The 21,214-nt window shown below is 72.3% G+C and carries 17 protein-coding genes; 6 read left to right on the top strand and 11 right to left on the bottom strand.

All coding sequences use genetic code 11. The features are described 5' to 3' along the window. The first annotated feature begins 15 nt into the window (after positions 1-15). Positions 16-627, top strand: a complete 612-nt coding sequence (locus OU416_RS28435; protein WP_270930109.1) for an NADPH-dependent FMN reductase — start codon at positions 16-18, stop codon at positions 625-627. 23 nt (positions 628-650) lie between these two features. Next, complete coding sequence (locus OU416_RS28430) at positions 651-2,219, top strand: MFS transporter (RefSeq protein WP_270930250.1); 1,569 nt, start codon at positions 651-653, stop codon at positions 2,217-2,219. Here the strand turns inward: OU416_RS28430 and OU416_RS28425 are convergent. The 8 genes from OU416_RS28425 to OU416_RS28390 form a co-directional block, all read right to left on the bottom strand. Further along, positions 2,197-5,370 carry an ATP-binding protein gene (locus tag OU416_RS28425; RefSeq protein WP_270930108.1) on the bottom strand — a complete coding sequence of 1,058 codons (3,174 nt, stop codon included), beginning with the start codon at positions 5,368-5,370 and terminating at the stop codon, positions 2,197-2,199. The genes OU416_RS28430 and OU416_RS28425 overlap by 23 nt on opposite strands. Positions 5,371-5,415: 45 nt before the next feature. Further along, complete coding sequence (locus tag OU416_RS28420; RefSeq protein ID WP_270930107.1) at positions 5,416-5,817, bottom strand: cytidine deaminase; 402 nt, start codon at positions 5,815-5,817, stop codon at positions 5,416-5,418. A gap of 82 nt (positions 5,818-5,899) precedes the next feature. Next, positions 5,900-6,283 carry an ankyrin repeat domain-containing protein gene (locus tag OU416_RS28415; RefSeq protein ID WP_270930106.1) on the bottom strand — a complete coding sequence of 128 codons (384 nt, stop codon included), beginning with the start codon at positions 6,281-6,283 and terminating at the stop codon, positions 5,900-5,902. 91 nt (positions 6,284-6,374) lie between these two features. Beyond that, positions 6,375-7,832 carry a catalase gene (locus tag OU416_RS28410; protein ID WP_270930105.1) on the bottom strand — a complete coding sequence of 486 codons (1,458 nt, stop codon included), beginning with the start codon at positions 7,830-7,832 and terminating at the stop codon, positions 6,375-6,377. Between the two features lie 22 nt (positions 7,833-7,854). Next, complete coding sequence (locus OU416_RS28405; RefSeq protein ID WP_270930104.1) at positions 7,855-8,289, bottom strand: Fur family transcriptional regulator; 435 nt, start codon at positions 8,287-8,289, stop codon at positions 7,855-7,857. A 289-nt stretch (positions 8,290-8,578) separates the two neighbouring features. Further along, positions 8,579-9,376 carry a phosphotransferase enzyme family protein gene (locus tag OU416_RS28400; RefSeq protein ID WP_270930103.1) on the bottom strand — a complete coding sequence of 266 codons (798 nt, stop codon included), beginning with the start codon at positions 9,374-9,376 and terminating at the stop codon, positions 8,579-8,581. 194 nt (positions 9,377-9,570) lie between these two features. Further along, positions 9,571-10,752, bottom strand: a complete 1,182-nt coding sequence (locus OU416_RS28395; RefSeq protein ID WP_270930102.1) for an acyl-CoA dehydrogenase family protein — start codon at positions 10,750-10,752, stop codon at positions 9,571-9,573. 456 nt (positions 10,753-11,208) lie between these two features. Continuing rightward, positions 11,209-12,654: an alpha/beta hydrolase gene (locus tag OU416_RS28390; RefSeq protein WP_270930101.1), complete on the bottom strand. Its 1,446-nt coding sequence runs from the start codon at positions 12,652-12,654 to the stop codon at positions 11,209-11,211. A gap of 222 nt (positions 12,655-12,876) precedes the next feature. Between OU416_RS28390 and OU416_RS28385 the strand changes: the two genes are divergently transcribed. The 3 genes from OU416_RS28385 to OU416_RS28375 all read left to right on the top strand — a co-directional run bounded on the left by OU416_RS28385 (position 12,877) and on the right by OU416_RS28375 (position 15,926). Beyond that, the gene (locus OU416_RS28385; protein WP_270930100.1) at positions 12,877-14,043 is read left to right on the top strand and encodes a sensor histidine kinase; all 1,167 of its coding nucleotides are present in this window, start codon (positions 12,877-12,879) and stop codon (positions 14,041-14,043) included. After that, the gene (locus OU416_RS28380) at positions 14,044-14,721 is read left to right on the top strand and encodes a response regulator transcription factor (protein ID WP_270930099.1); all 678 of its coding nucleotides are present in this window, start codon (positions 14,044-14,046) and stop codon (positions 14,719-14,721) included. Between the two features lie 233 nt (positions 14,722-14,954). Continuing rightward, entirely contained in the window at positions 14,955-15,926 is a 972-nt protein-coding gene (locus OU416_RS28375) for a peptidoglycan-binding protein (RefSeq protein WP_270930098.1), read from the top strand. A gap of 47 nt (positions 15,927-15,973) precedes the next feature. Here OU416_RS28375 and OU416_RS28370 read toward each other — a convergent pair whose 3' ends face one another. After that, positions 15,974-16,423: a nuclear transport factor 2 family protein gene (locus tag OU416_RS28370; RefSeq protein WP_270930097.1), complete on the bottom strand. Its 450-nt coding sequence runs from the start codon at positions 16,421-16,423 to the stop codon at positions 15,974-15,976. A 255-nt stretch (positions 16,424-16,678) separates the two neighbouring features. Between OU416_RS28370 and OU416_RS28365 the strand changes: the two genes are divergently transcribed. Continuing rightward, the gene (locus OU416_RS28365; RefSeq protein WP_270930096.1) at positions 16,679-18,946 is read left to right on the top strand and encodes a M20/M25/M40 family metallo-hydrolase; all 2,268 of its coding nucleotides are present in this window, start codon (positions 16,679-16,681) and stop codon (positions 18,944-18,946) included. A gap of 46 nt (positions 18,947-18,992) precedes the next feature. Here OU416_RS28365 and OU416_RS28360 read toward each other — a convergent pair whose 3' ends face one another. Beyond that, the gene (locus tag OU416_RS28360; RefSeq protein ID WP_270930095.1) at positions 18,993-20,261 is read right to left on the bottom strand and encodes a sulfate adenylyltransferase subunit 1; all 1,269 of its coding nucleotides are present in this window, start codon (positions 20,259-20,261) and stop codon (positions 18,993-18,995) included. After that, the gene (gene cysD / locus OU416_RS28355) at positions 20,261-21,196 is read right to left on the bottom strand and encodes a sulfate adenylyltransferase subunit CysD (protein ID WP_270930094.1); all 936 of its coding nucleotides are present in this window, start codon (positions 21,194-21,196) and stop codon (positions 20,261-20,263) included. The genes OU416_RS28360 and cysD overlap by 1 nt, the downstream gene beginning before the upstream one ends. Positions 21,197-21,214: the final 18 nt, after the last annotated feature.

Raw genomic sequence — 21,214 nt, 5'->3', positions numbered from 1 at the left:
GAGGAGTCGACAGCGATGACCACGACCGCACCCGCCCGCCCCCTCCAGGTGGCGGTGATCGTCGGCAGCACCCGCACCGACCGGTTCTGCCCGACCCCGGCCCGCTGGATCGCCGATCAGGCCCGCAAGCACGACGGGCTGGAGGTCGACCTGATCGACCTGGCCGATCACCCCTGCCCGACCGTGCTCGGCGGCAACTATCCCGAGGAGCCCCGGCCGGAACCGGTCGTCGAGCTCGGCGCCCGGCTCGGGCGGGCCGACGCGTTCGTCGTGGTGACCCCGGTCTACAACCGCAGCTACCCGGCGGCGCTGAAGAACGCGATCGACTGGTTCTACGCCGAGTGGCAGCTCAAGCCGGTCGGGATGATCTCCTACGGCGGCATCACCGGTGGTCTGCAGGCCATCGACGCGCTGCGCGGGGTGTTCACCGAGTTCCACGCGGTGCCGCTGCGCGACTCGATCACCTTCGCCTACTTCTGGAACTCCTTCGACCACGACGGCCGACCGGTCGACGCCGAGCGGGTGGACCGGATCGCGACCGGGTTCCTGAACCAGCTCGCCTGGTGGGCCCGCACGCTGCGCGACGCCCGCGCCGAGCGTCCGTACCCGTTCGTCGAGTCCGCCTGAGCCGAGCTCCGGAGTTGACCGAGATGCCCCAGGGCTGCGCACCACCGCGGCCGACCTGGCGCGAGTGGTCCGGACTCGTGCTGGTCGCCCTGCCGCTGTTCATGATGGCCACCGACGTCACGGTGCTGTTCCTGGCCGTGCCCTCGGTGTCGGCGGACCTCGCGCCGTCGACGACCCAGATGCTGTGGATCATCCACGTGGGCGAGTTCGCCGCCGCGGGCCTGGTCATCACGGCGGGAAGGCTGACCGACAAGATCGGCAGCAGGCGCCTCCTGCTGCTGTCGATGGCCCTCTACGGCTCGGCGTCGGCGCTGGCCGCCTTCGCCCGGGATCCCGAGGTCCTCATCGCCGGACGGTTCCTGCTCGGCGCGGCGGCCGGAGCCGCCTCGCCCGCGGCGTTCTCGATCATGCGAGCGGTGTTCACCGATCCCCGGTACACCGGCACGGCCTTCGCCGTGCTGATCGGGGCGTTCACCGTCGGCGGTGCGCTCGGCCCGCCCATGGGCGGGTTGTTGCTGGAGCACTTCGGGTGGGATTCGGTGTTCCTGGTCAACGTGCCGGTCGCGGCCGCCGTGCTGCTGGGCGGTCCGCTGCTGCTCCCGCGCCAGCGGGCGATGAGCGGGGCCCGGATCGATTCGCTCAGCGCGGGCCTGTCCACGGCATCGGTGATCTCGGTGGTCTTCGGCCTCCAGGAGATCGCCGCTCGGGGCCCCTCGGCGTCCCACCTGATCGTCGTCGCGCTGGGCGTCGCGCTCGGGGTGCTCTTCGTCCGCAGGCAACGACGCCTGGCCGACCCGCTGCTGGACCTGAGCCTGTTCCGGATCCGGGGCTTGCGGAACTCGCTCGCGGTGCTGGTGCTGGTCTCCTCGGCGTTCGTCGCCGTGGACCTGGTGCTGGTGCAGTACCTGCAGATCGTCGCGCAGGTGCCCGCCGGTGAGCTGGGCGTGCTGCTGGCCATCTCCGGCAGCGCGGCCATCGTCGGCACCACCCTCACCCCGGTGCTGAACCGCCGGTTCCGGCCGAACCAGGTGATCCTCGCCGGGCTGTCCACGACGCTCCTCGGCGCGGGCACGATCGTCGCGGCGATCGTCGCCGCCCCGGAGCTGACGGCCCTGTTCATCGCCGGGAAGACGCTGGTGAGCTTGGGAACGGCGCCGATGATGGTGCTCGGCTCCCAGCTCGTCATCACCGCCGCGCCCCAGGACCGGGCCGGTTCGGCGGTCGCGCTCCAGGACATCAGCGCCGGGCTGGGCGGGGCGCTGGGCATGGCCTTCATCGGCAGCCTCGCGATGTCGGCCTTCAACCGCGCGTTGCACGCCGGAGCACCGCACCCGATCTCGGCGGCGGACCTGGACGAAGCCGGTCAGAGCCCGGGTGGCGCCGTGGCCGTCGCCGAGCGGATCGGTGGCACGAGCGGTCAGGAGCTGCTGCAGGTGGTGCGCGATGCGTGGTCGACGGGAGCCCTGGCCGCCTGCTGCGCTGCGCTGCTCATCGGCCTCGCGGCTGTCGTGCTCGTGCGGCGCGGCCTGCGCGGTGTTCACCTGCCCACCGACGACGCGCCGGGAGACGTCACCGCCCGGACAGCGAGCTGACGACTTCGTCGGGATCGCGGGTCCGCCCGCGGGCGATCGCCTCGGTGACCTGCTGGTCGTCGAGGCGATCGCCGATCGCGCGCACCACCCGGTCGATGTCGCGGCGCTCCGGCGCAGCCGGTTCGGCCGCTGCTCGGGCGCGCACCTCCTCGGCCGCGCCCAGCAGTTCCGCGGCCGCCACCGCCGACTCCGGCGTCCGCACCGCCGCGGCGAGTTCGAGCATGCGGGCCGTCGTCGGTGGCCCGTCGATGCGCCGCACCGCCGGGACGAGTTCGGTCAGCACCGAGCGGGCTTCGCCGGTCCGTCCTTCGGCGACGCGGAGGAACCCGTCTTCGAACCGGGTGAGGAGGTTGGCGGTGGCCGCATCACCCGCCTTCTTCCAGCGCTCCAACAGCTCTCGCGCCCGCCCGGTGTCGCCGTGGTACCGGGCGATCATCGATTCGCCGAAGTCGGCGTAGGCCGAGCCGTTGGTGTACCCGAGCTCGGCGGCCAGCGATCTGGACTCCTGGAGGGACTCGGCGGCTCCCGCCAGATCACCTCTGCGCAGCGCCGAAATCGCCCGCGCGGTGAGCCACAACGAGACCCCCGACCACAGGTGCAGCGCGAGGCTCTGCTCGTACGCCTGCTCCGCGACAGCGGCCGCCCGCGCGTAGTCACCGGAGAGCTCGGCCGTGCGGTGCTCGACCGCCAGCGCGTAGGAGAGCCCGTAGCTGTCCCCCAGCTCCTGCAGCACTTCCCCGGCGTCGCGGCCATCGGGCAGACCGCGCGGCGGATCGCCCCACGTGCTGACCACGAGCCAGTCCCGCAGGCACACCGCCACCGACGCCGCCCAGTCCGCGCCCCTGTCCTGGAGAACCGGCAGCGCCTCGTCGATGTGCCGTTCACCGGCCTCGCGAATTCCCGCGGTGAGCAGCGAAGCACCGGCGTACCACTGGATCCCGGCTCTGGCGAAGGGGTCGTCGAACATCGCCAGGGCCGCGTCGACCCGTTCTCCTCCGCGCCCTGATCCGGCGTCGAGGCTCAGGCAGACGTCGAGCGCGGCGACCGTCGCGTAGCCGTCGTCGCGCTTGCCGGGCAGGCCGAGCGCCGTGCGGAGGTCATCGCGCAAGTGGGCTTGGCGCCCGCTCATCGTCCGGTACCAGAACGTCACCAGGGCCAACGCGATCGCGCTGTCACCATCCCGCTGGCGGATGGCCTCCGCGCTCGCGTGCCGCAGCTGAATCCGCTCGGCCTCCAACCGTTGCAGCCAGTACCGCTGCTCGGGGCCTCGCAGGTTCTCGTCCGCCCGATCCGCGAAGTCGAGGTAGTAGCGCAGATGCCGCTGCGCGACGCGTTCCCGCTCGCCCGCCTCGTCCAGCTTCTCCGCGGCGTAGGTCGCAATCGACTCGAGCAGCCCGTAGCGCACCCCGGTCGGCCCGGACGCGCTCGCGATGACCATGCTGCGATCCACCAGCCCGAGCAGCGCATCGACGACCTGCGCGCCGGTCGCGTCGTCGGCGCAGATGGCTTCCGCGGCCTCCAAGCTCAGCCCACCGGGGTGCACGGCCAGCCGCCGCAACACCGCCTGCTCGGTCTCGTCGAGCAGCGACCAGCTCCAGTCGATCAACCCGCGCAGCGTCTGCTGCCGCCTGGGCACGCCGCGTCCCGGCCGGGCCAGCAGGTTGAGCCGGTCGCTCAGCCGCTCCAGGAGATCGCGGACCGAGATCGCATTGGTCCGGCTGGCCGCGAGCTCCAGCGCCAGCGGCAGACCGTCCAGCCGGCGGCACAACTCCACCACCTCGGTGGTCGAGCCCTCCAGGGTGAACGTGCGGTCGACGGCCCGCGCTCGCGCGGCGAAGAAGGCGGCGGCCTCGCTGACGCCGTCCGGCCCCGCCTCGACCGCCAGGGGCGCGACGCCGTAGCGCTGCTCCTCCGGAAGCCCCAGCGGCTGACGGCTCGTCGCCACGACCCGCACCCCGGGGGCTCTGCGCAGCAGTCGGGCCACGAACTCGGCCACCTCGTCCACGACGTGCTCGCAGTTGTCCAGCACGAGCAGGGACGGCCGCGAGCCCAGCGCCTCGCACACCTCGGCGAAGTTGTCGGCAGGAGCGCTGGGCAGGTCGAGCGCGGACATGACGAGGTCCGCCACCCGCTCGACCGAGGGGCGCTCGCCTGCCGGGGTGCTCGCCAGCTCGGTCAGATCGATGAACCACGTGCCGCGGTGGAACTGCGCCAGCTGCGCGCGGGCCAGGTGCAGCGCGAGCCGCGTCTTGCCAACGCCACCGGCGCCGGTCAACGTCACCAGCCTGGTGCCGGTCAGCGAGGCGGCGATCTCGTCGATCTCCCGCCGCCGCCCGATCAGCGCAGCGGTCTCCGCGGGCACGTTCGTCCGCGCGAGTGCGGAGCGCCCGCGCGGACGGTCGCCGGTCAACGCGGGATCCTGCCGCAGGATGCGCCCGTGCAGTTCCCGCACCTGCGGGCTCGGGTCGACGCCGACGTCCTCGGCGAGCCGGTGCCGCAGCGCCTCGAACAGCTCCAGCGCCTCGTGCTGGCGACCGGCCTGGTACAGGGCCAGCATCAGCGCGCTGACCAACCGCTCCCGCGTGGGATGGGCGGCCGCGACGCCGTTCGCGCGTTCGATCGCCCGCTCCGGTGTTCCGCTCTCCAGCAGCGCCTCCGCCAGGAGCTCGACGGCGGTGAGACGCGCCTCCTCGAGTTCGGCGATCACCGGTGCCAGCCAGAGCTCGTCCGCGAAGTCGGCGTACGCCTCGCCGTTCCACATCGACAGCGCCCGGTCGAGCACCTCCGCCCGCTTGCCCGCGCTCAGGCGACGGGCGCGCTCGACCTCGTCCCGGAACCGACCGGCGTCCACCGACCCGGGTTCCACGGCGAGCCGGTAACCGGCGGGGGTGTGCGCCAGCAGTTCGCGCGCTCCCGGGCGGGCCCGGTCCAGCGCGGCCCGCAGCTGGGAGAGCTTCGCTCGCAGCACCCGCTTGGGGTTCGCCGGCAGGTTCTCGCCCCACACCCGGTCGACCAGCGCCTCCGCCGGCACCGGTGCACCACCGGCGGCCACGAGAGCGGCCAGCAGCAAGCGCACCTTGCGCTCGGCGACGTCGACCGCAACGCCCACGTCGGTGCTGAGCCGAACCGGGCCCAACACCTCGATCCGCATGACCACACCCTAGTGCGACCGCACCGGACGATCGGGACTTTCCAGTCAGTCGACGTCCCGATCCGACCACCGCTCCGGCAGGAGGTCGGCGAGGGTCACGACCCTTTCCGGCCCCAGGACGACCCGGGCGGCCAGGTTGCGGTCGTCGAGCTGGTACAGGAACTCGCGGCACCGGCCGCACGGCGGCAGCACGCGGAGCGCACCGGAGTCGTCGCGCACGACGGCCACGACCACCGCGATCTCGGACTGCCTCGCGGTGATCATCGCGGCCGCGGCGGCGTGCTCGGCGCAGAAGCCCATGCTGCAGGGCGTGTCGATGCAGACGCCGAAGAAGAGATCGCCCTGCGCGGTGAGGATGGCCGAAGCCACGCCTCCCGACGTCCGGTCACCCCGCTCGGCGGGGTTCAGGTACTCAGCGGCGCGGGCGATGATCGACGCAGCATCCACCGGTCCAGAGTAGCCGTGGGTCCGTGCGCGGTTCGGGGTGTCATAGCGCCCCAAAGCGCTCACGGGTTCTGGAGGCGCGGGGTCAGTCCGACAGGAGGTTCTCGCGGCCGAACATCGCCGCCGCCGCTCGGGCCGAAGGGGTGCCCGCGTCGAGGTCCGCTCCTGCTTCGCGGAGGACCTTCACCACCGCTTCTTCGCCCTTGAACAGGGCTCCGGCGATGGGCGACTGGTCCCGGTCGTTGCGCAGGTCGGGGTCGGCCTTCCGGTCGAGGAGGGCTCGGACCGTTCCGGCGTGGCCGTGGTAGGCCGCGAGCATCAGCGGCGTGTTGCCCGCTTCGTCGGTCGTGTTGACCGGGAGGCCGTGGTCGACGAACTCGGCCAGCTCTTCCGTCCGGCCTTCGCGGGCCAGGTCCATGGCGATCGCCACGACGCGCTCGGCCTGCTCCGGGGTCAGTCCATCGCTCATGGTGGTTCTTCCTGATCTCGCTGGGAAAAGGAGGGGGCGGCGGCCGGATTCGACCGCCGCCCCGCTACGAGTCCGCAGACCCGGGTCGAGCTCAGAGCTCGCCCGCGGCCAGGGCCTCGATCGCCTTGCGGACGCCCTCGCCGTAGGCCGGGTCGGCCTTGGTGCAGTTGGCGATGTGGCGCTCGACGGTGGCCTGGGAGGCACCGTTGATCGCGCGGGCGGTGTTCTCGAACAGCACCTGCTGCTGCTCCGCCGACATGCTGCGGAACAGGTTGCCCGGCTGCTCGTAGTAGTTGTCGTCGTCCTCGCGGTAGTTGAACCGGTCGGCGACGGCACCCACGGCCAGGGCCGGGTCGCGGTACGCCGGCTGCTCCTGCCAGCGGCCGTAGGAGTTCGGCTCGATGGCCGGGGTACCACCCTGGTGGATGCGCATGGCACCGTCGCGGTGGTAGGAGTTCACCGGGTTCTTCGGCGCGTTGACCGGGATCTGGTGGTGGTTCACGCCCAGGCGGTAGCGCTGCGCGTCACCGTAGGAGAACAACCGGCCCTGCAGCATCCGGTCCGGGGAGAAGCTGATGCCAGGGACGACGTTGGCCGGGGAGAACGCGGCCTGCTCGACCTCGGCGTGGTAGTTCTCCGGGTTGCGGTTGAGCTCCCACTCGCCGACCTCGATCAGCGGGTAGTCCTTCTTCGACCAGACCTTGGTCAGGTCGAAGGGGTGGAAGCGGTAGTTGTCCGCGTCCGCCTCCGGCATGATCTGCACGTACAGCTTCCACTTCGGGAAGTCGCCGTTCTCGATCGACTCGTACAGGTCGCGCTGGTGCGACTCGCGGTCCTTGCCGACCAGGGCCTCGGCCTCGGCGTCGGTCAGGTTCTTGATGCCCTGCTGGGTGCGGTGGTGGAACTTGACCCAGAACCGCTCGCCCTCGGCGTTGATGAAGCTGTAGGTGTGCGAGCCGAAGCCGTGCATGTGGCGGTAGGACGCCGGGATGCCGCGGTCGGACATCACGATGGTGACCTGGTGCAGCGCCTCGGGCAGGTTGGTCCAGAAGTCCCAGTTGTTCTCGGCGTTGCGCATGTTGGTGCGCGGGTCGCGCTTCACCGCGTGGTTGAGGTCCGGGAACTTCAGCGGGTCGCGGAAGAAGAACACCGGCGTGTTGTTGCCGACGATGTCCCAGTTGCCCTCGTCGGTGTAGAACTTGATCGCGAAGCCGCGGATGTCGCGCTCGGCGTCGGCCGCGCCGCGCTCACCGGCGACGGTCGAGAAGCGGACGAACAGCTCGGTCTTCTTGCCGATCTCGGAGAAGATCTTCGCGCTGGTGTACTGGGTGATGTCGTTGGTCACCGTGAAGGTGCCGAACGCACCGGAGCCCTTCGCGTGCATCCGGCGCTCCGGGATGACCTCGCGGTCGAAGTGCGCCAGCTTCTCCAGGAACCAGACGTCCTGCAGCAGCATCGGGCCGCGCGGGCCGGCGGTCAGGGAGTTCTGGTTGTCCGGGACCGGGGCACCGGCCACCGTGGTCAACGGTTTCTGGTTGTTCTCAGGCAAAACTCGCTCCTCGGTGGGATCTTCAGTCAATCGCTCGTCCGTTGCCGCGGCAGTCCGGGCACACGCCCCAGAAGGTCACCTCGGCCTCGTCGAGCAGGTATCCGTGCGGATCGTCGGCGTGGAGGCACGGGGCCTCCCCCACCGCGCAACTGACGTCGGCGATGGCACCGCAGACGCGGCACACCAGGTGGTGGTGGTTGTCGCCCACGCGCGTCTCGAACCGGGCCGGCGAGCCGGCCGGTTCGATGCGGCGGACCAGGCCCGCCTCGGTGAGCGCGCGCAGGACGTCGTACACCGCCTGGGTGGACACCGACCCCAGGTCGCGACGGACGGTCGTCGCGATGGTGTCGGCATCGGAATGGGGATTCTCCGAAACCATCGCGAGCACGGCGACCCGAGGGCGGGTCACCCGCAGCGACGCCCCCTTCAGCAGGGCGGCGGCATCGATGGACGGCATGACATATGGCTATCAGCTTTTCTGGAATGAGTCAAATAAAGCCGATCAACCGGCGAGTCGCCGCGCAGCCGTCGACGGAGTCGCAGAACCGCAGGTCAAAGCCCCCTCGACCGCCGAGGAGCCGGACGCGCCCACGCCTGTCCGCACGACGTTCACCACTTCTCCACCTGGTCTGCACCTGCCCGCCCAGCCCCGCGCGGAGATCCCGGCGCACTCCGCTGAGCCACCGCTCACAGCCCTGCAGGACCACCTGGAGCCCAGCCGTACAGCGCACCGCAGAAGCTGCGGATCACCGCGCCTCCCACACGGCGTCGATCGCCCGGTGCAGGGTGCGGAACAGCGGTGCGGCGGCCAGTTCGGCGTCCGCGAGGTGCATCCGGGTGCGGTAGCCGGACAGCAAGCGGGCGGCCGCGTCCTCACCGGCAGCCGCGCCGAACCGCTGCCAGCACACGAGATCGTGCAGCAGCGGGCCCCAGCTCGGCGTGCCCCAGTCGATCAGCGCCAGCTCGTCGTCGGGCGACCTCAGCACCTCGGGAGCGGGATCGCCGTAGAGCACGCCGTGGGTCAGCCCGGTGTCGCGGTCGAAGGCGCGCACCGCGGCCACCGCGTCGGAGAGCGCCGCGCCGCGCTGCCCGCCCACCCGGTCGGCTTCCTCCTGGTAGAAGTCGAGCAGACGCCCCGCCGGAGCCACGTCTTCGGCCGAGCGCAGCACGTGGTGCACGCGCCCGAGCAGGTCGCCGCACCGCTCCGGCTCCGACCAGTCGAACGGCGTGCCCGGCACGAATTCCAGCAGGGCCAGCGTCCACCTCCCCAGCCGCACGCCGGTGCACAGCGCACCGGCGGAGGTCGGCACCGGTCTGCCGGTGCGGATTCCCGCGCGATCCAGCACCGACGCGATCCGCAGCCCCGGCACCACGTACCGGCGGGCGTCGAACGTCAGCTTCGCGACGTGGTCTGCGTCGTCGGCCCGCACCCGCCAGACCCGGGCCCGGTCGCCGAGGTCGGTCAGCTCCTCGACCACCCGCACGCCGGACAGCGGCCACGGGCGGAGCAGCTTCGGCAGCCGCCGTGCGAAACTCCGGGCCATCACGCCCCTCTCATCGCCGATCGCCGATGGTGACATCGCACTGCATCGGGACGAAAGCGATTTTCACGGCGACTGACACGATCAGGACATCAGATCGGCCATCACGGACGGCGCCGGCCCAGGACAGTCCACTACGGCCGGTTCCGGGTCGCTGGAGCGTTCATCCGGCGAGTTCGGCCGTGCGGCGGGCGCGGTCACCGGGCCAGGTCGAGGAACTCCCAGCGGGCTTCGGGTTCCAGACCGCTGAGCCACTTCCCGCAGTTCTGCAGCACCACCGGACTGGAGGTGATGTGCTGGGCTCCGGTGGCGACGTCGCGGAGGAACCGGTCGATCGGGCCGCGCCGGATCGCCGTCGTGCCCGCCCAGCGGTGCACCACCTGGCCGGTCTCCTGCGCCGTTCGCGTCGCGTGGTTGAGCGACAGCCTGATCAGCGTTTCCTGCTCGGTGCTCAGCGATCCGCCCGCGTCCAGGGCTTCCTCGACGTCCTGCCACACCTCCATCACCCAGGCGCGGGCCGCGCGGAGCCTGGCCACCGCGGTCGCGTACTCCGCGTGGAAGTGCCCGGTGTCGACCGCCGCGTTGTGCGTGCCGGACTTGGCCGCGGCGAGGGACTTCATCTCGTCGAGCAGTCGCCGCCCGGCGCCGAGCGCCCAGCCGCTGTGCACGATCGCGGCCATGTTCACCAGGCCGACCCGGTACATCGCACCGCCGTTGGCCGGAGTCGTGGTCGTCGCGATGTAGGTGTGCGTGATCGGGACGTGGACGTCGGTGCAGCGGTAGTCGATGCTGTGCGTCGCGCGCAGGCCCAGCACGTCCCAGTTGTCGACCAGCTCCACCTGCGACTTCGGCATCGCCAGCACCCGCAGCTCGCCGGTGCCCTCGACCTGGATCGCGCTGTGCACGTGGGTGGCGTGCGCCATCCCGGAGGCGAACTGCCAGCTCCCGCTCACCAGGAAACCGCCGTCCACCGGAACCGCCCGGCCGGGGCGGGTGCCGTGCCCGGCCAGCAGCGCGTGGTCGCCCCCGGCCACGTCGGCGAACATCTCGGCCGCCGCGACATCGCCCAGGTAGGCCGCGGTGGTGCCGGTGACGTGCAGCAGCGCCAGCATCGTCCAGCCCGCCGCCGCGTCGTGGTAGCTGACCCGCTCGATCGTCGCGATCAGCTGGCGCGGCGAGAACTCGTGGCCACCGAGGTTCGCGGGCAGCCCGGCCCGGACCACTCCCGCGTCCAGCAGCGCCCGCGCGGTGCTCTCGGCCAGCCTGCCGCGCTCCTCCGCCGCGGCGGCGTCCGACTCGAGTTCGCCGGCGAGCGCGTCGATCCGGTCGAGCATCGCGGGGAACTCCGGGCTGACGTGCACTCCGGCCGGGACCGTCATGGGCAAGACCACTCCTCGTCGTCGGTGTTGATCGCGGCCACTGTACGAGAGCTCCTGCCGCTCCCCGGCCGTTTCGCACCAGAATTCACCGGCGGGAAAGAAGATTCCGCAGCCGGGGCAAGGGCCGAAGCACCACCCGTTGGTCCACTTAGGAATTATTTGCCGGGCAGCGGCGTGGCGGTGAAGACGTGGCCCGGATCGTAGGCCTGCTTGGCCGCGACCAGGCGGGCTGCGTGGTCACCGCGCCGTTCCAGAGCGCCGAAGCACCGGCGTGCGCCGGATCGCCCGGGCGGTGCACGAGATGCTCCCCGATACGCCGGGCAAGTTCGTCGGCCGCACTCGCGGAACCCATGAGCTTCCTCCCCGAAGTCGCTGAGCCGACGCTAGCCCCGCCACCCCGGATCACCCGTCCCGCGCACCGCGCCCGGCCGGGAAACCCCTCACGAACCGCGCCCGCTACCCGGCGGGGCAGGCCACGTCGTGCGGCGGGCGCTTCCCGGTGGTCAGGAACTCCGTCACCGCGTTCTTCGCGCACGTGTTGGGGCCGAACGGGTAGATGCCGTGCCCGCCCTCGTCGGCCGTCACCATCGTGGCCCGCTGCCCGAACGCGCGCCGCAGCTCCTGGGCGCCAGCCAGCGGCGTTCCCGGGTCGCGCTCGTTCTGCACCATGAGCACGTTCGACGGGCCCTCGTCACCGATGCGCACCGGCGGTTCGACCCGCTCGGACGGCCAGAACGCGCACGGCCCGATGCTGGCCGTGGAGCCGCCCAGCATCGGGTGCTCCGCCCGGTCGACCTCGACCTGCCGCTGGTAGTCCTCGACCGCCCGCGGCCAGCGCGAATCACCGCAGACCACCGAAAGCCGCGCGGACATGGCGTTCTCCAGGTTCGCCATCGGCGGGCGCGGCGGCAGCGGCCGGTCCTCCGCCAAGGCCCGCCAGGTCTCGGCCAGCAGCGGCATGGTGGCATCGGAGTAGAGGCTTTCGAACGTCATCCCGCGGAACAACGTCCCGTCGACGCCCTGGACCGGCTTGGCCGTCAAGCGATCCGCGAGCTCGAAGAACTTCGCGGTCACCTGCTCCGGCGTGGCCCCCAGGCCGAGCTCGGGCCGCGCGGCCGCGAACGCCGCGAAGTCCGGGAACCGCTCCTCCAGGCCGCGGGCCATCAACCGGAAGGCCTTGGCGTCGTAACCGCCGGCGCCCAGGTTGCTGTCCAGCACGATCCGGTCGCTGTTCGCCGGGAACATCGTCGTGTACACCGCGCCGAGGGAGGTGCCGTAGGAGCCGCCGAGGTAGGAGATCTTCGGCTCGCCCAGCGCTTCCCGGATGCGGTCCACGTCGCGCGCGGTGTTCGCGGTGGTGAGGTGCGGCAGCAGCCGCGCCGTCGGCGAGGTGGCGCACTGCTCGGCGATGGTCCGCGCGCGGTCCGCCTCCCGCTCGACGTCGGCAGCGGTGTGCGCGTAGGTCGGGAAGACACCCCAGCCCTGCTGCTCCTGCGTCAGCTCGCAGGTCACCGGCGCGCTGCGGCCGACACCGCGCGGGTCGAAGCCGATCACGTCGTAGGCGTCCAGCACTTCCTGCGGCACGCCCGGGATCGGCAGCCCCTTCGCGGCGAGGAGCGCCGGGTAGTCGAGTCCGGCGACACCGGGGCCGCCCGGGTTGGTGAGCAGGACGCCGCGGCGCCGCGCGGGTTTCTCGCTCGCCAGCCGGGAGATCGCGAGCTCCACCTGCTCGCCGTCCGGATCCCGGTAGTCCAGCGGGACTTCGAGCGTCGAGCACTCGAGGCCGGGGGCGGTGCCCTCCGGGCACGGGCCCCACTCCACGGTGTCCGCCGACGCCACTCCCACGGCCGCGGTCGCGGCCACCGCCGCGGCGGCGAGGGAGACGGCCAGAGTTCTGCGCATCCGATGTCCTCCTGCATCAACGTCCGGCCGGAAGTGGGAGCTTCTCCACGTTCTTCCGTATTTCCAGGCACGACGAGTCTGTCCACTCGGCTCGGCGGGCACATCGGACCGGCGGCTCGAACCGCATTCGACCCGGGGCGAAGCGGTGGTTCGACCCGGGTCGAGTGCGGAACATCCCGCGGTCTGCTGCACCGGCCGCGCGGTTCCCGCGACAATGCGCGGGTGAAGTGGTTCGAGGTGTGGCAGCAGGCGTGGCGGCTGGCGGCGGCCGCGGCGCTGGGCATCCCCTCGTGGCTCCTGGCCGGCATCATGCTGCCGCCGGAGCACGCGGCCGAGGCCGGTTCCTGGTTCGCCACCGGTGATCCGCTGGTGGCCCTCGGCTGCCTGATCGCGCTGCTGCGGCGGCAGCGGTTCCCGCTCGCCGTCGCCACGGTGGTCGCCACCGCCTCGACCGCGTCGACGCTGGCCACCGGTGCCGCGCTGCTGGCGCTGTGCTCGCTGTCCACCCGCCGCCGCCCGCTGGAGATCGGGGTCGTCGTGGTGGCCTACGTGGCCGCGTCGCAAACGGCCGTCGAGCTCTACCCGATCGAGATGCCGTCCGCCTCGACGTGGCTCCTGCTCGCCTCCTCGGCGCTGACCGCTGGTACCGCGGTGGCCGTCGGCGCGGCCATCGGCGCGCGGCGCGCCGAAGTGCTGTCGTTGCGCGAGCGGGCGGAGAGCGCGGAACGGGAGCAGGCCGCGCGAGCGGCGCAGGCGCGGGCCGTGGAGCGCAACCGGATCGCCCGCGAGATGCACGACGTGCTCGCGCACCGGATCTCGCTGGTCGCCATGCAAGCCGGTGTGCTGGACCACCGCCGCGACCTCTCCGCCGAGGAGAACCAGGTGCTGATCCGCGGCATCGCCGACGGTTCCCAGCAAGCGCTGGAGGAACTGCGCGACGTCCTCGGCGTGCTCCGGGCCGAGGACGTCCCGGAACCACCGCAGCCCTCGCTCGACCCGATCCCCGAGCTGGTGGCCGACGCCCGCGCCTCCGGCCTGGACGTCGCGCTCACCACCGCGGTGCCGGGCGAACCGTCCGACGCCATCGGGCGGACCTGCTACCGGATCGTCCAAGAAGGACTGACCAACGCCGCCAAGCACGCCCCGGGTGCGCACGTGCGCGTCGCCGTCGAGGGCGAGCCCGGTGCGGACATGCGCATCAGCGTCCGCAATTCCGCCGCCACCACGACCACCGCGCGACCGCCGACCTCCGGATTCGGCCTGCTCGGACTCACCGAGCGGATCTCCCTCGCCGGCGGGGAGCTCAGCCACCGCCCGACCTCCGACGGCGGGTACGTCCTCACCGCGCGACTGCCCTGGCCGCGCCACGACCACGAGAAGAGGGCATGAGTGGACAGCGAGCGCACGCCCGTCCGCGTCGTCATCGTCGACGACGACCAGCTGGTGCGGATGGCGCTGCGCCTGGTCATCGACGGCGAACCCGACCTGACCATCGTCGCGGAGGCCGCCGACGGGGACGCCGCGATCGCCGCGGTGGACGAGCAGCAGCCGGACGTCGTGCTGATGGACGTCCGGATGCCCGGCCGCGACGGCCTCAGCGCGACCCGGGAACTGCTCACCCGCCCGGCACCACCGCGGATCCTCGTGCTGACCACGTTCGACTCCGACGAACTGGTGCTCGGCGCACTCCGCACCGGAGCGCACGGATTCGTCCTCAAGGACACCCCGCCTGCGCGGATCGTCGACGCGGTGCGCACGGTCGCCGACGGCAACCCCGCGCTGTCGCCCGCGGCCACCGCGCGGGTCATCGCCGCGGCCACCGGCCCGCAGTCCTCGGAAGCCCGCAGAGCAACCCGCCGAGCGGCGCGAGAGCGGCTGTCCGCGCTGACCGAACGAGAACTCGACACGGCCCGGGCCATCGCGGAAGGCCTGGGCAACCCGCAGATCGCCGAGCGCCTGCACATCAGCACCGCCACCGTCAAAGCCCACACCAGCAGCCTCTTCGCCAAGCTGGCGCTCGAGAACCGGGTCCAGATAGCCCTCCTGGTCCGGGACGCCGAGGACTGACCGGCGATCTGCGAGCTCGACCAGACCGCACCGTCGATTTCCGTTCCCGCTTGCGGCCCACCACTTCTGCGGGCGCTGCAACTCCTTCCGCGCAGCACGCGGGTGATTCCTCTGTGCACTCCCGGTGAAAGTTGGGATTCCCGCGCTTTAGCCTGCGAATGGCCGCATTTCGACGCCGCTGCCGGTTGTAGCATCTTCGCGCATCATGCCCGGTTCAGCCCTGGAGGAGCAAAATGTGTGATTCCTGCACGCCGTCGGCCGAGATGATCGCCGCCGAGGAGACCGGCGGACTGTCCCGCCGGACCCTGTTCGCCGGAGTGGGCCTCGGGCTCGCCATTCCCGCCATCGGCCTCATCGCCGGAGCACCGGTGGCGTCGGCGGCATCGCTGAAAGACGGTCGCTGGGCCAACCCCGCATTAGGTTACTTTCCACGAGGCGGCCACTTCGGAGCGTCCCGGCCCGGCGGCCCGCACGCGGGCCAGGACGTCACGAACTCGACCGGCACCGGCGTGTACGCGGCCGCCAACGGCAAGGTGATCCGCCGCGAGTGGGGAGGCGGCATCCCCGGCCGGAGCGGCAACGGCCTGGTCATCTCGCACGGCCACGACCAGTACACCTACTACGGCCACCTCAACGCCTACCACGTCGCGCTCAACGCCGAGGTCAAGTCCGGCCAGCGCATCGCGGACATGGGCGCGACGGGCAACGTGACGGGCCCGCACCTGCACTTCGAGGTGCACTCGGGAGGAATGGGCCGGATCACCGACCCGGTCGCCTTCATGGCCAAGCGCGGCGTGGACCTGGGCGGCGGCTGGCCGAGGATCGACCCGGGCTCGGCCGGTGCGACGGTCGTCGCGATCCAGCACCTGATGCGCCAGCACGGCCACGACCTGGCCGTCGACGGCAAGTACAGCTCGGCGGCGGTGGCCGCGGTCAAGCGCTTCCAGGCCGCGAAGGGACTGGAGGCCGACGGCCAGGTCGGCCCGGCGACGTGGCCGAAGCTGGTCCACACGCTCCGCGAGGGCAGCAAGGGCAACCACGTCAAAGGCCTGCAGGCCGCGCTGAACAAGCGCAGCGCGGGCCTCGCGGTCGACGGCGATTTCGGCCCGGTCATGGCGAAAGCCGTGCGCGGCTACCAGAGCACCAACCGCCTGGTGGTCGACGGCGAAGCAGGCCCGATCACCTGGCAGGCGCTGCTCGGCTGAACCGACCGGATCCCGGCCGCCGTCCCGGCCGGGATCCCGGGCCCGGGCTACTTCGGGTCGCGGTGCAGCTGCCGGACCTTCTGCTCGTGGCTGCTGGTGAAGTCCGGGTCCACGTAGATGTGCACCGAGCTGATGAGCGTGCCGCGGAAGGTGAAGACGTTGCAGAAGCGCCCGGTCGAAACGCGCTGGTCCGGCCAGGGCCGCCCGTCCGCGGTGGTGCCCCACTCGCGCCCTTCGACGATGATCCGGTCACCGGCCACCATGATGTCCAGGCCGTCGATGTCGTGCTCCAGGGCCGACAGATCGGCCCAGAGCCGCTGCGCGAACTCGGCCATGTCCTGCTTGCCCCGCCCGAAGCCGAACTTCGGGAAGTACAGCTCCACGTCGTCGGTGTAGAGGTCGAGCAGCCCGGGATCGCCCGCGTCGATGAGCTCGAAGGCCCGGCGGACGATGGCGATGCGCTGCTCGGCGAGACCGGAAGCGGTGGTCGAAGTCAACGAACGAGCCTTTCTGTATAGGACAGTCCAAAACTGAGGTGTGCGCGAAGCCCCTCGCGCTCCAGCGAGAAGTCGGCGGCCGCCCGCTCGGCGAAGCATCGGGAACTGCGCCCCGCGACCGTACCACAGTTATGTACAGAGGAGTACAAAACAGCCTTCCGGTTGTTGCCAGGCCACTTGTGACCAGGGCTCGAACCTCCCGTCCGGGGCTCGCGGAACGCGATAGTCGCTGGGAAGCCCCAGATTGGAGAGACCGTGCTGAGGAAGAGCGTGCCGAGGCGGCGGGTGGGCCCGGCTGCCCCGCTGACCTTGCTGGCCGTGGCGGTGGTCGCGGCCATGGCCCTGATCCCGATGATGACCCCGGCGCCCCGGGGCGCGGACACCCCGGCCGCGGACTTCGCCTCGGCGCGGGCCCTGGCGCACGTCGAGCGGATCGCGGCCGAGCCCCGCCCGACCGGATCGGCCGCGAACGCCCGCGTGCGCGAGTACCTGGTCGGGCAGCTCGCCGCCCTGGGGCTCGACCCGCGCGTCCAGGACACCACCGCGCAGCGCGTGTGGCCCAGCGGCGCGCACCTGGGCGGCCGGGTGCACAACATCCGCGCCACCCTGCCCGGCACCGGCGGCACCGGCCGGGTGCTCCTGGTCGCGCACTACGACTCGGTGGTGCTCGGCCCGGGGGCCACCGACGACGGCATGGCCGTGGCCACCATCCTGGAGACGATGCGCGCGCTGACCGCCGCGCAAGCGCCGCACAACACCGTCGAGGTGCTCCTCACCGACGCCGAGGAGCCCGGCCAGCTGGGCGCGCAGGCCTTCGCCGACTCCCCCGACTCCGGCGACCGCGCGCGCACGGTCGTCCTGAACCTGGAGGCCCGGGGCACCGAGGGGCGCCTGGTCATGTTCGAGACCGGCCCGCACACCGCCGCCGTCGTGCCCAACCTGACCGGCAGCCTGCCGTTCACCACCTCGACCTCCGACGAGATCTACGAGGTGCTGCCCAACGACACCGACTTCACCGTGTTCAAAGAAGCCGGGTTCACCGGCATGAACTTCGCGGTGGTCGACGGTTCCGCGCGCTACGACACGCCGCTGGACGACCTGGCGAACCTGAGCCCGGAGAGCTTGCAGGACATGGGCAACGCGGTGCTCGCGGCCACCCGGGCCCTGGGTGCGGCGGAGCTGGACCTGGCCGGTGCCGGAGAGATCACCTACTTCACCGCGTTCGGCGTGCTCCTGCGGTACCCGCAGGAGCTGGGCCTGGTGCTGGCCGGGCTGTCCGCGCTCGGGCTCGGCGCGGTGCTGTGGCGGCGCCGGGACACCGCGCGGCCGTCCCAGGTCGGTGCGGTGTCCGGGCTGGTGCTGGTACCGGTGCTCGGCTCGGCGGTGCTGGGCTGGCTCGGCTGGCAGGCGCTGACGCTGGTGGCGCCCGCCTACGCGAACTTCGAGTTCGGCGACCCGTACCGGCCGGAGCTGCCGACCGCCGGGTTCGCCGTGCTGGGCCTGGTGTGCTGCGCGGCGTGGCTGCGCTGGGTGCGGCGGCGCTGGTCCGCACCGGTGGTCGCGGCCGCGGCGGCCACCTGGTTCGCGGTGCTGGGCCTGCTCGCGGCGGTGCTGCTGCCCGGGGCGGCCTACCTGTTCACCTGGCCCGCGCTGTTCGCGGTGGCCGGGCTCGCGCTGCTGCCCGCCGAGGGCTCGCCGTGGCGCCCGCTCGCCCTGTCCGCGGCGGCGTTCCCGGCGGTGGCGCTGGTCCTGCCGCTGCTGGTCGTCCTGCTGCCCACGGTCGGGCTGGCGCTGATCGCGGTGACCATGCTGCTGCTGGCGCTGATTCTGCTGCCCGCCCTGCCCGCGGTACCGCGCATCCCGCGTTCCGCGCTGGCCGCGGCGGTCGTGGCGGGCCTGCTGCTGGTGGCGGCCGGTCCGCTGACCGACCGCACGGACGCCGCGCACCCGGCGCAGCTGTCGCTGTCCTACACCAAGGACGTGGACACCGGCGCCACCGCGCTGCGCAGCCCCACCCCGGCCGGGGAGCCCTGGCTGGACCGGCAGCTGACCGGTGCGCCGGAGACGGTGTCGGAGACCTTCCCGGGCCTGCCCACCGAACCGCTGCGCCAGGGCCCGGCCCGCGACGCCGTCATTCCCGTGCCGCGAGCGGAGGTGGTCGAGCAGACGGCCGAAGGCGAGGTGCGCACGGTGACGCTGCGGATCAGCCCGGCTGAAGCCGAGGCCACCGCGATGTCGGTGTACGCGGCGACCGGCATGACCTCGGTGCGCCTCAACGGCCGCGAGCTGCCCGCCGAGGACAACCGCGACGCGGGCAACCAGTGGCGGTGGGCGATGCACTACGTGGCGCCGGACGAGGGCTTCACGCTCACCGTGAGCTTCCGGGGCGCGCACCTGCCGCTGCGCCTGGTGGCGTGGGGCGCGACCGTGCCGGACGCGGCGCTGCCCGCCCGCCCGGACGCGGTGACCTGGTCCGCCGGCGGCTTCGGGCAGACGCAGGCCGTGCGGCAGCTGACGCTCTGACGCGGACGCGGCGAAGCCCCCGGGGAGCCCGGGGGCTTCGTCGTGTTCAGAGCGCCGGGAGGGGCGCGCCGACCAGTCCCGCGGCGAGGGTCGCGCCGTCGGCCGGGGAGATCACCAGGAACGCACCGGTGCGGCGGTCCTGGGCGTAGGCGTCGACCGGCAGCGGCTCCGCGGTGCGCAGCCGGGCGCGGCCGATGTCGTTGAGCGAGAAGCTCGCCGGGGCGTCGGTCGTGCTCAGCGTCTGCTCGTCGAAGCGGCTGACCAGCACCGTCACGACCGCCGGGACCGTGCGCGCGCCGTGCTTGACCAGCACTCGCGCGCCCGGTTCCAGGGGCGTCTCGTGCAGCCAGCACAGCGTGGCGTCCAGCTCGTCGGTCAGCTGGGGCGGCGCGGACGCCGCGGCGATCAGGTCGCCCCGGGAGACGTCGAGCTCGTCGGCCAGCAGCAGCGTCACCGACCGCCCGGCCTGCGCCGCGGCCAGCGGGCCGTCCGGGGTGTCGATGCCGGTGACCGCGCTGCGCCGCCCCGAGGGCAGCACCACGACCTCGTCGCCCGGGCGCACCACACCCGCCGCGACCTGGCCCGCGTAGCCCCGGTAGTCCGGGTGCTCGGCGGTGCGCGGGCGGATCACCTGCTGCACCGGGAAGCGGAACGGGCGCTCGTGCGGATCCGGAGCGACCGGAACGGTTTCCAGGTGGTGCAGCAGCGTCGGGCCGCCGTACCAGGGCGTGTTGCCCGAGGGCTCGACCACGTTGTCGCCCGCCAGCGCGGACACCGGCACGCACACCACGTCCGCGGCCGGGTAGCCCAGTGCGGCGGCGTGCTCGCGGAACTCGGCGGCGATCTCCTGGAACACCGATTCCGCGTACCCGACCAGGTCGATCTTGTTGACCACCAGCACCAGCTTCGGCACGCCCAGCAGCGCGAGCACCGCGGCGTGCCTGCGGGTCTGCTCGACCACGCCCTTGCGCGCGTCCACCAGCAGCATGGCCAGCTGCACCGTGGAGGCGCCGGTGACCGTGTTGCGCGTGTACTGCACGTGCCCGGGGGTGTCGGCGAGCACGAAGTTGCGGCGCGGGGTGGCGAAGTAGCGGTAAGCCACGTCGATGGTGATGCCCTGCTCGCGCTCCGAGCGCAGTCCGTCCACCAGCAGGGAGAGGTCCGGTGTGGACAGTCCTCTGTCGACGCTCGCGCGCTCGACCGCGGCCAGCTGGTCGGCGAGCACGGACTTGGTGTCGTAGAGCAATCTGCCGACCAGGGTGGACTTGCCGTCGTCCACCGAGCCCGCGGTGGCCAGTCTCAGCAGCTGCGTCATCAGAAGTAGCCCTCCCGCTTGCGGTCCTCCATGGCGGCCTCGCTGAGCCGGTCGTCCGCGCGGGTCGCACCGCGCTCGGTGAGCCGGCTCGCGGAGACCTCGGCGATCACCTCGGGCACGGTGCGCGCGCCGGACTCGACCGCGCCGGTGCACGAGCCGTCGCCGACCGTGCGGTAGCGCACGAGCCTGGTCTCGACCTGCTCGTCCAGGCGGGGCCCGAACCACGGGCCCTCGGTGAGCCACATGCCGTCGCGGCGGAACACCGGGCGCTCGTGCGCGTAGTAGATGCCGGGCAGCTCGATGCCCTCGCGCTCGATGTAGCGCCACACGTCCAGTTCCGTCCAGTTCGACAGCGGGAACACGCGGACCTGCTCGCCAGGCCGGTGCCTGCCGTTGTAGAGGTTCCACAGCTCGGGGCGCTGCCGCTTGGGCTCCCACTGGCCGAACGCGTTGCGCAGGCTGAAGATCCGCTCCTTGGCGCGGGCGCGCTCCTCGTCGCGGCGGCCGCCGCCGAAGACCGCGTCGAACCGGTTGGCCGCGATGGTGTCCAGCAGCGGCACGGTCTGCAACGGGTTGCGGGTGCCGTCGGCGCGCTCGGCGATGCGGCCGTCGTCGATCCAGTTCTGCACGTGCGCCACGACCAGGCGGGCGCCCAGCGATCCGGCGAGCTCGTCGCGGAAGCGCAGCACCTCGGGGAAGTTGTGGCCGGTGTCGACGTGCAGCAGCGGGAACGGCATCGGCGCGGGCCAGAACGCCTTGCGCGCCAAGTGCACGAGCAGCGTGGAGTCCTTGCCGCCGGAGAACAGGATGACCGGCCGGTCGAACTCGCCCGCGACCTCGCGGAAGATGTGGACCGCCTCGGACTCGAGCGCGTCCAGGTGCGACAGCGGCGGGACCGGCCGCGGAATCGCCTCCAGCGTCGGCGAAGCCTGCATGTGCCCTCCCAGGCAGCG

Origin of the sequence: Saccharopolyspora indica (assembly GCF_027853965.1) — a bacterium.
GTDB classification, from domain to species: Bacteria; Actinomycetota; Actinomycetes; order Mycobacteriales; family Pseudonocardiaceae; genus Saccharopolyspora; species Saccharopolyspora indica.
The sequence above is the reverse complement of the archived record's forward strand: the minus strand, read 5'-3'. Positions and strand labels throughout refer to the sequence as shown.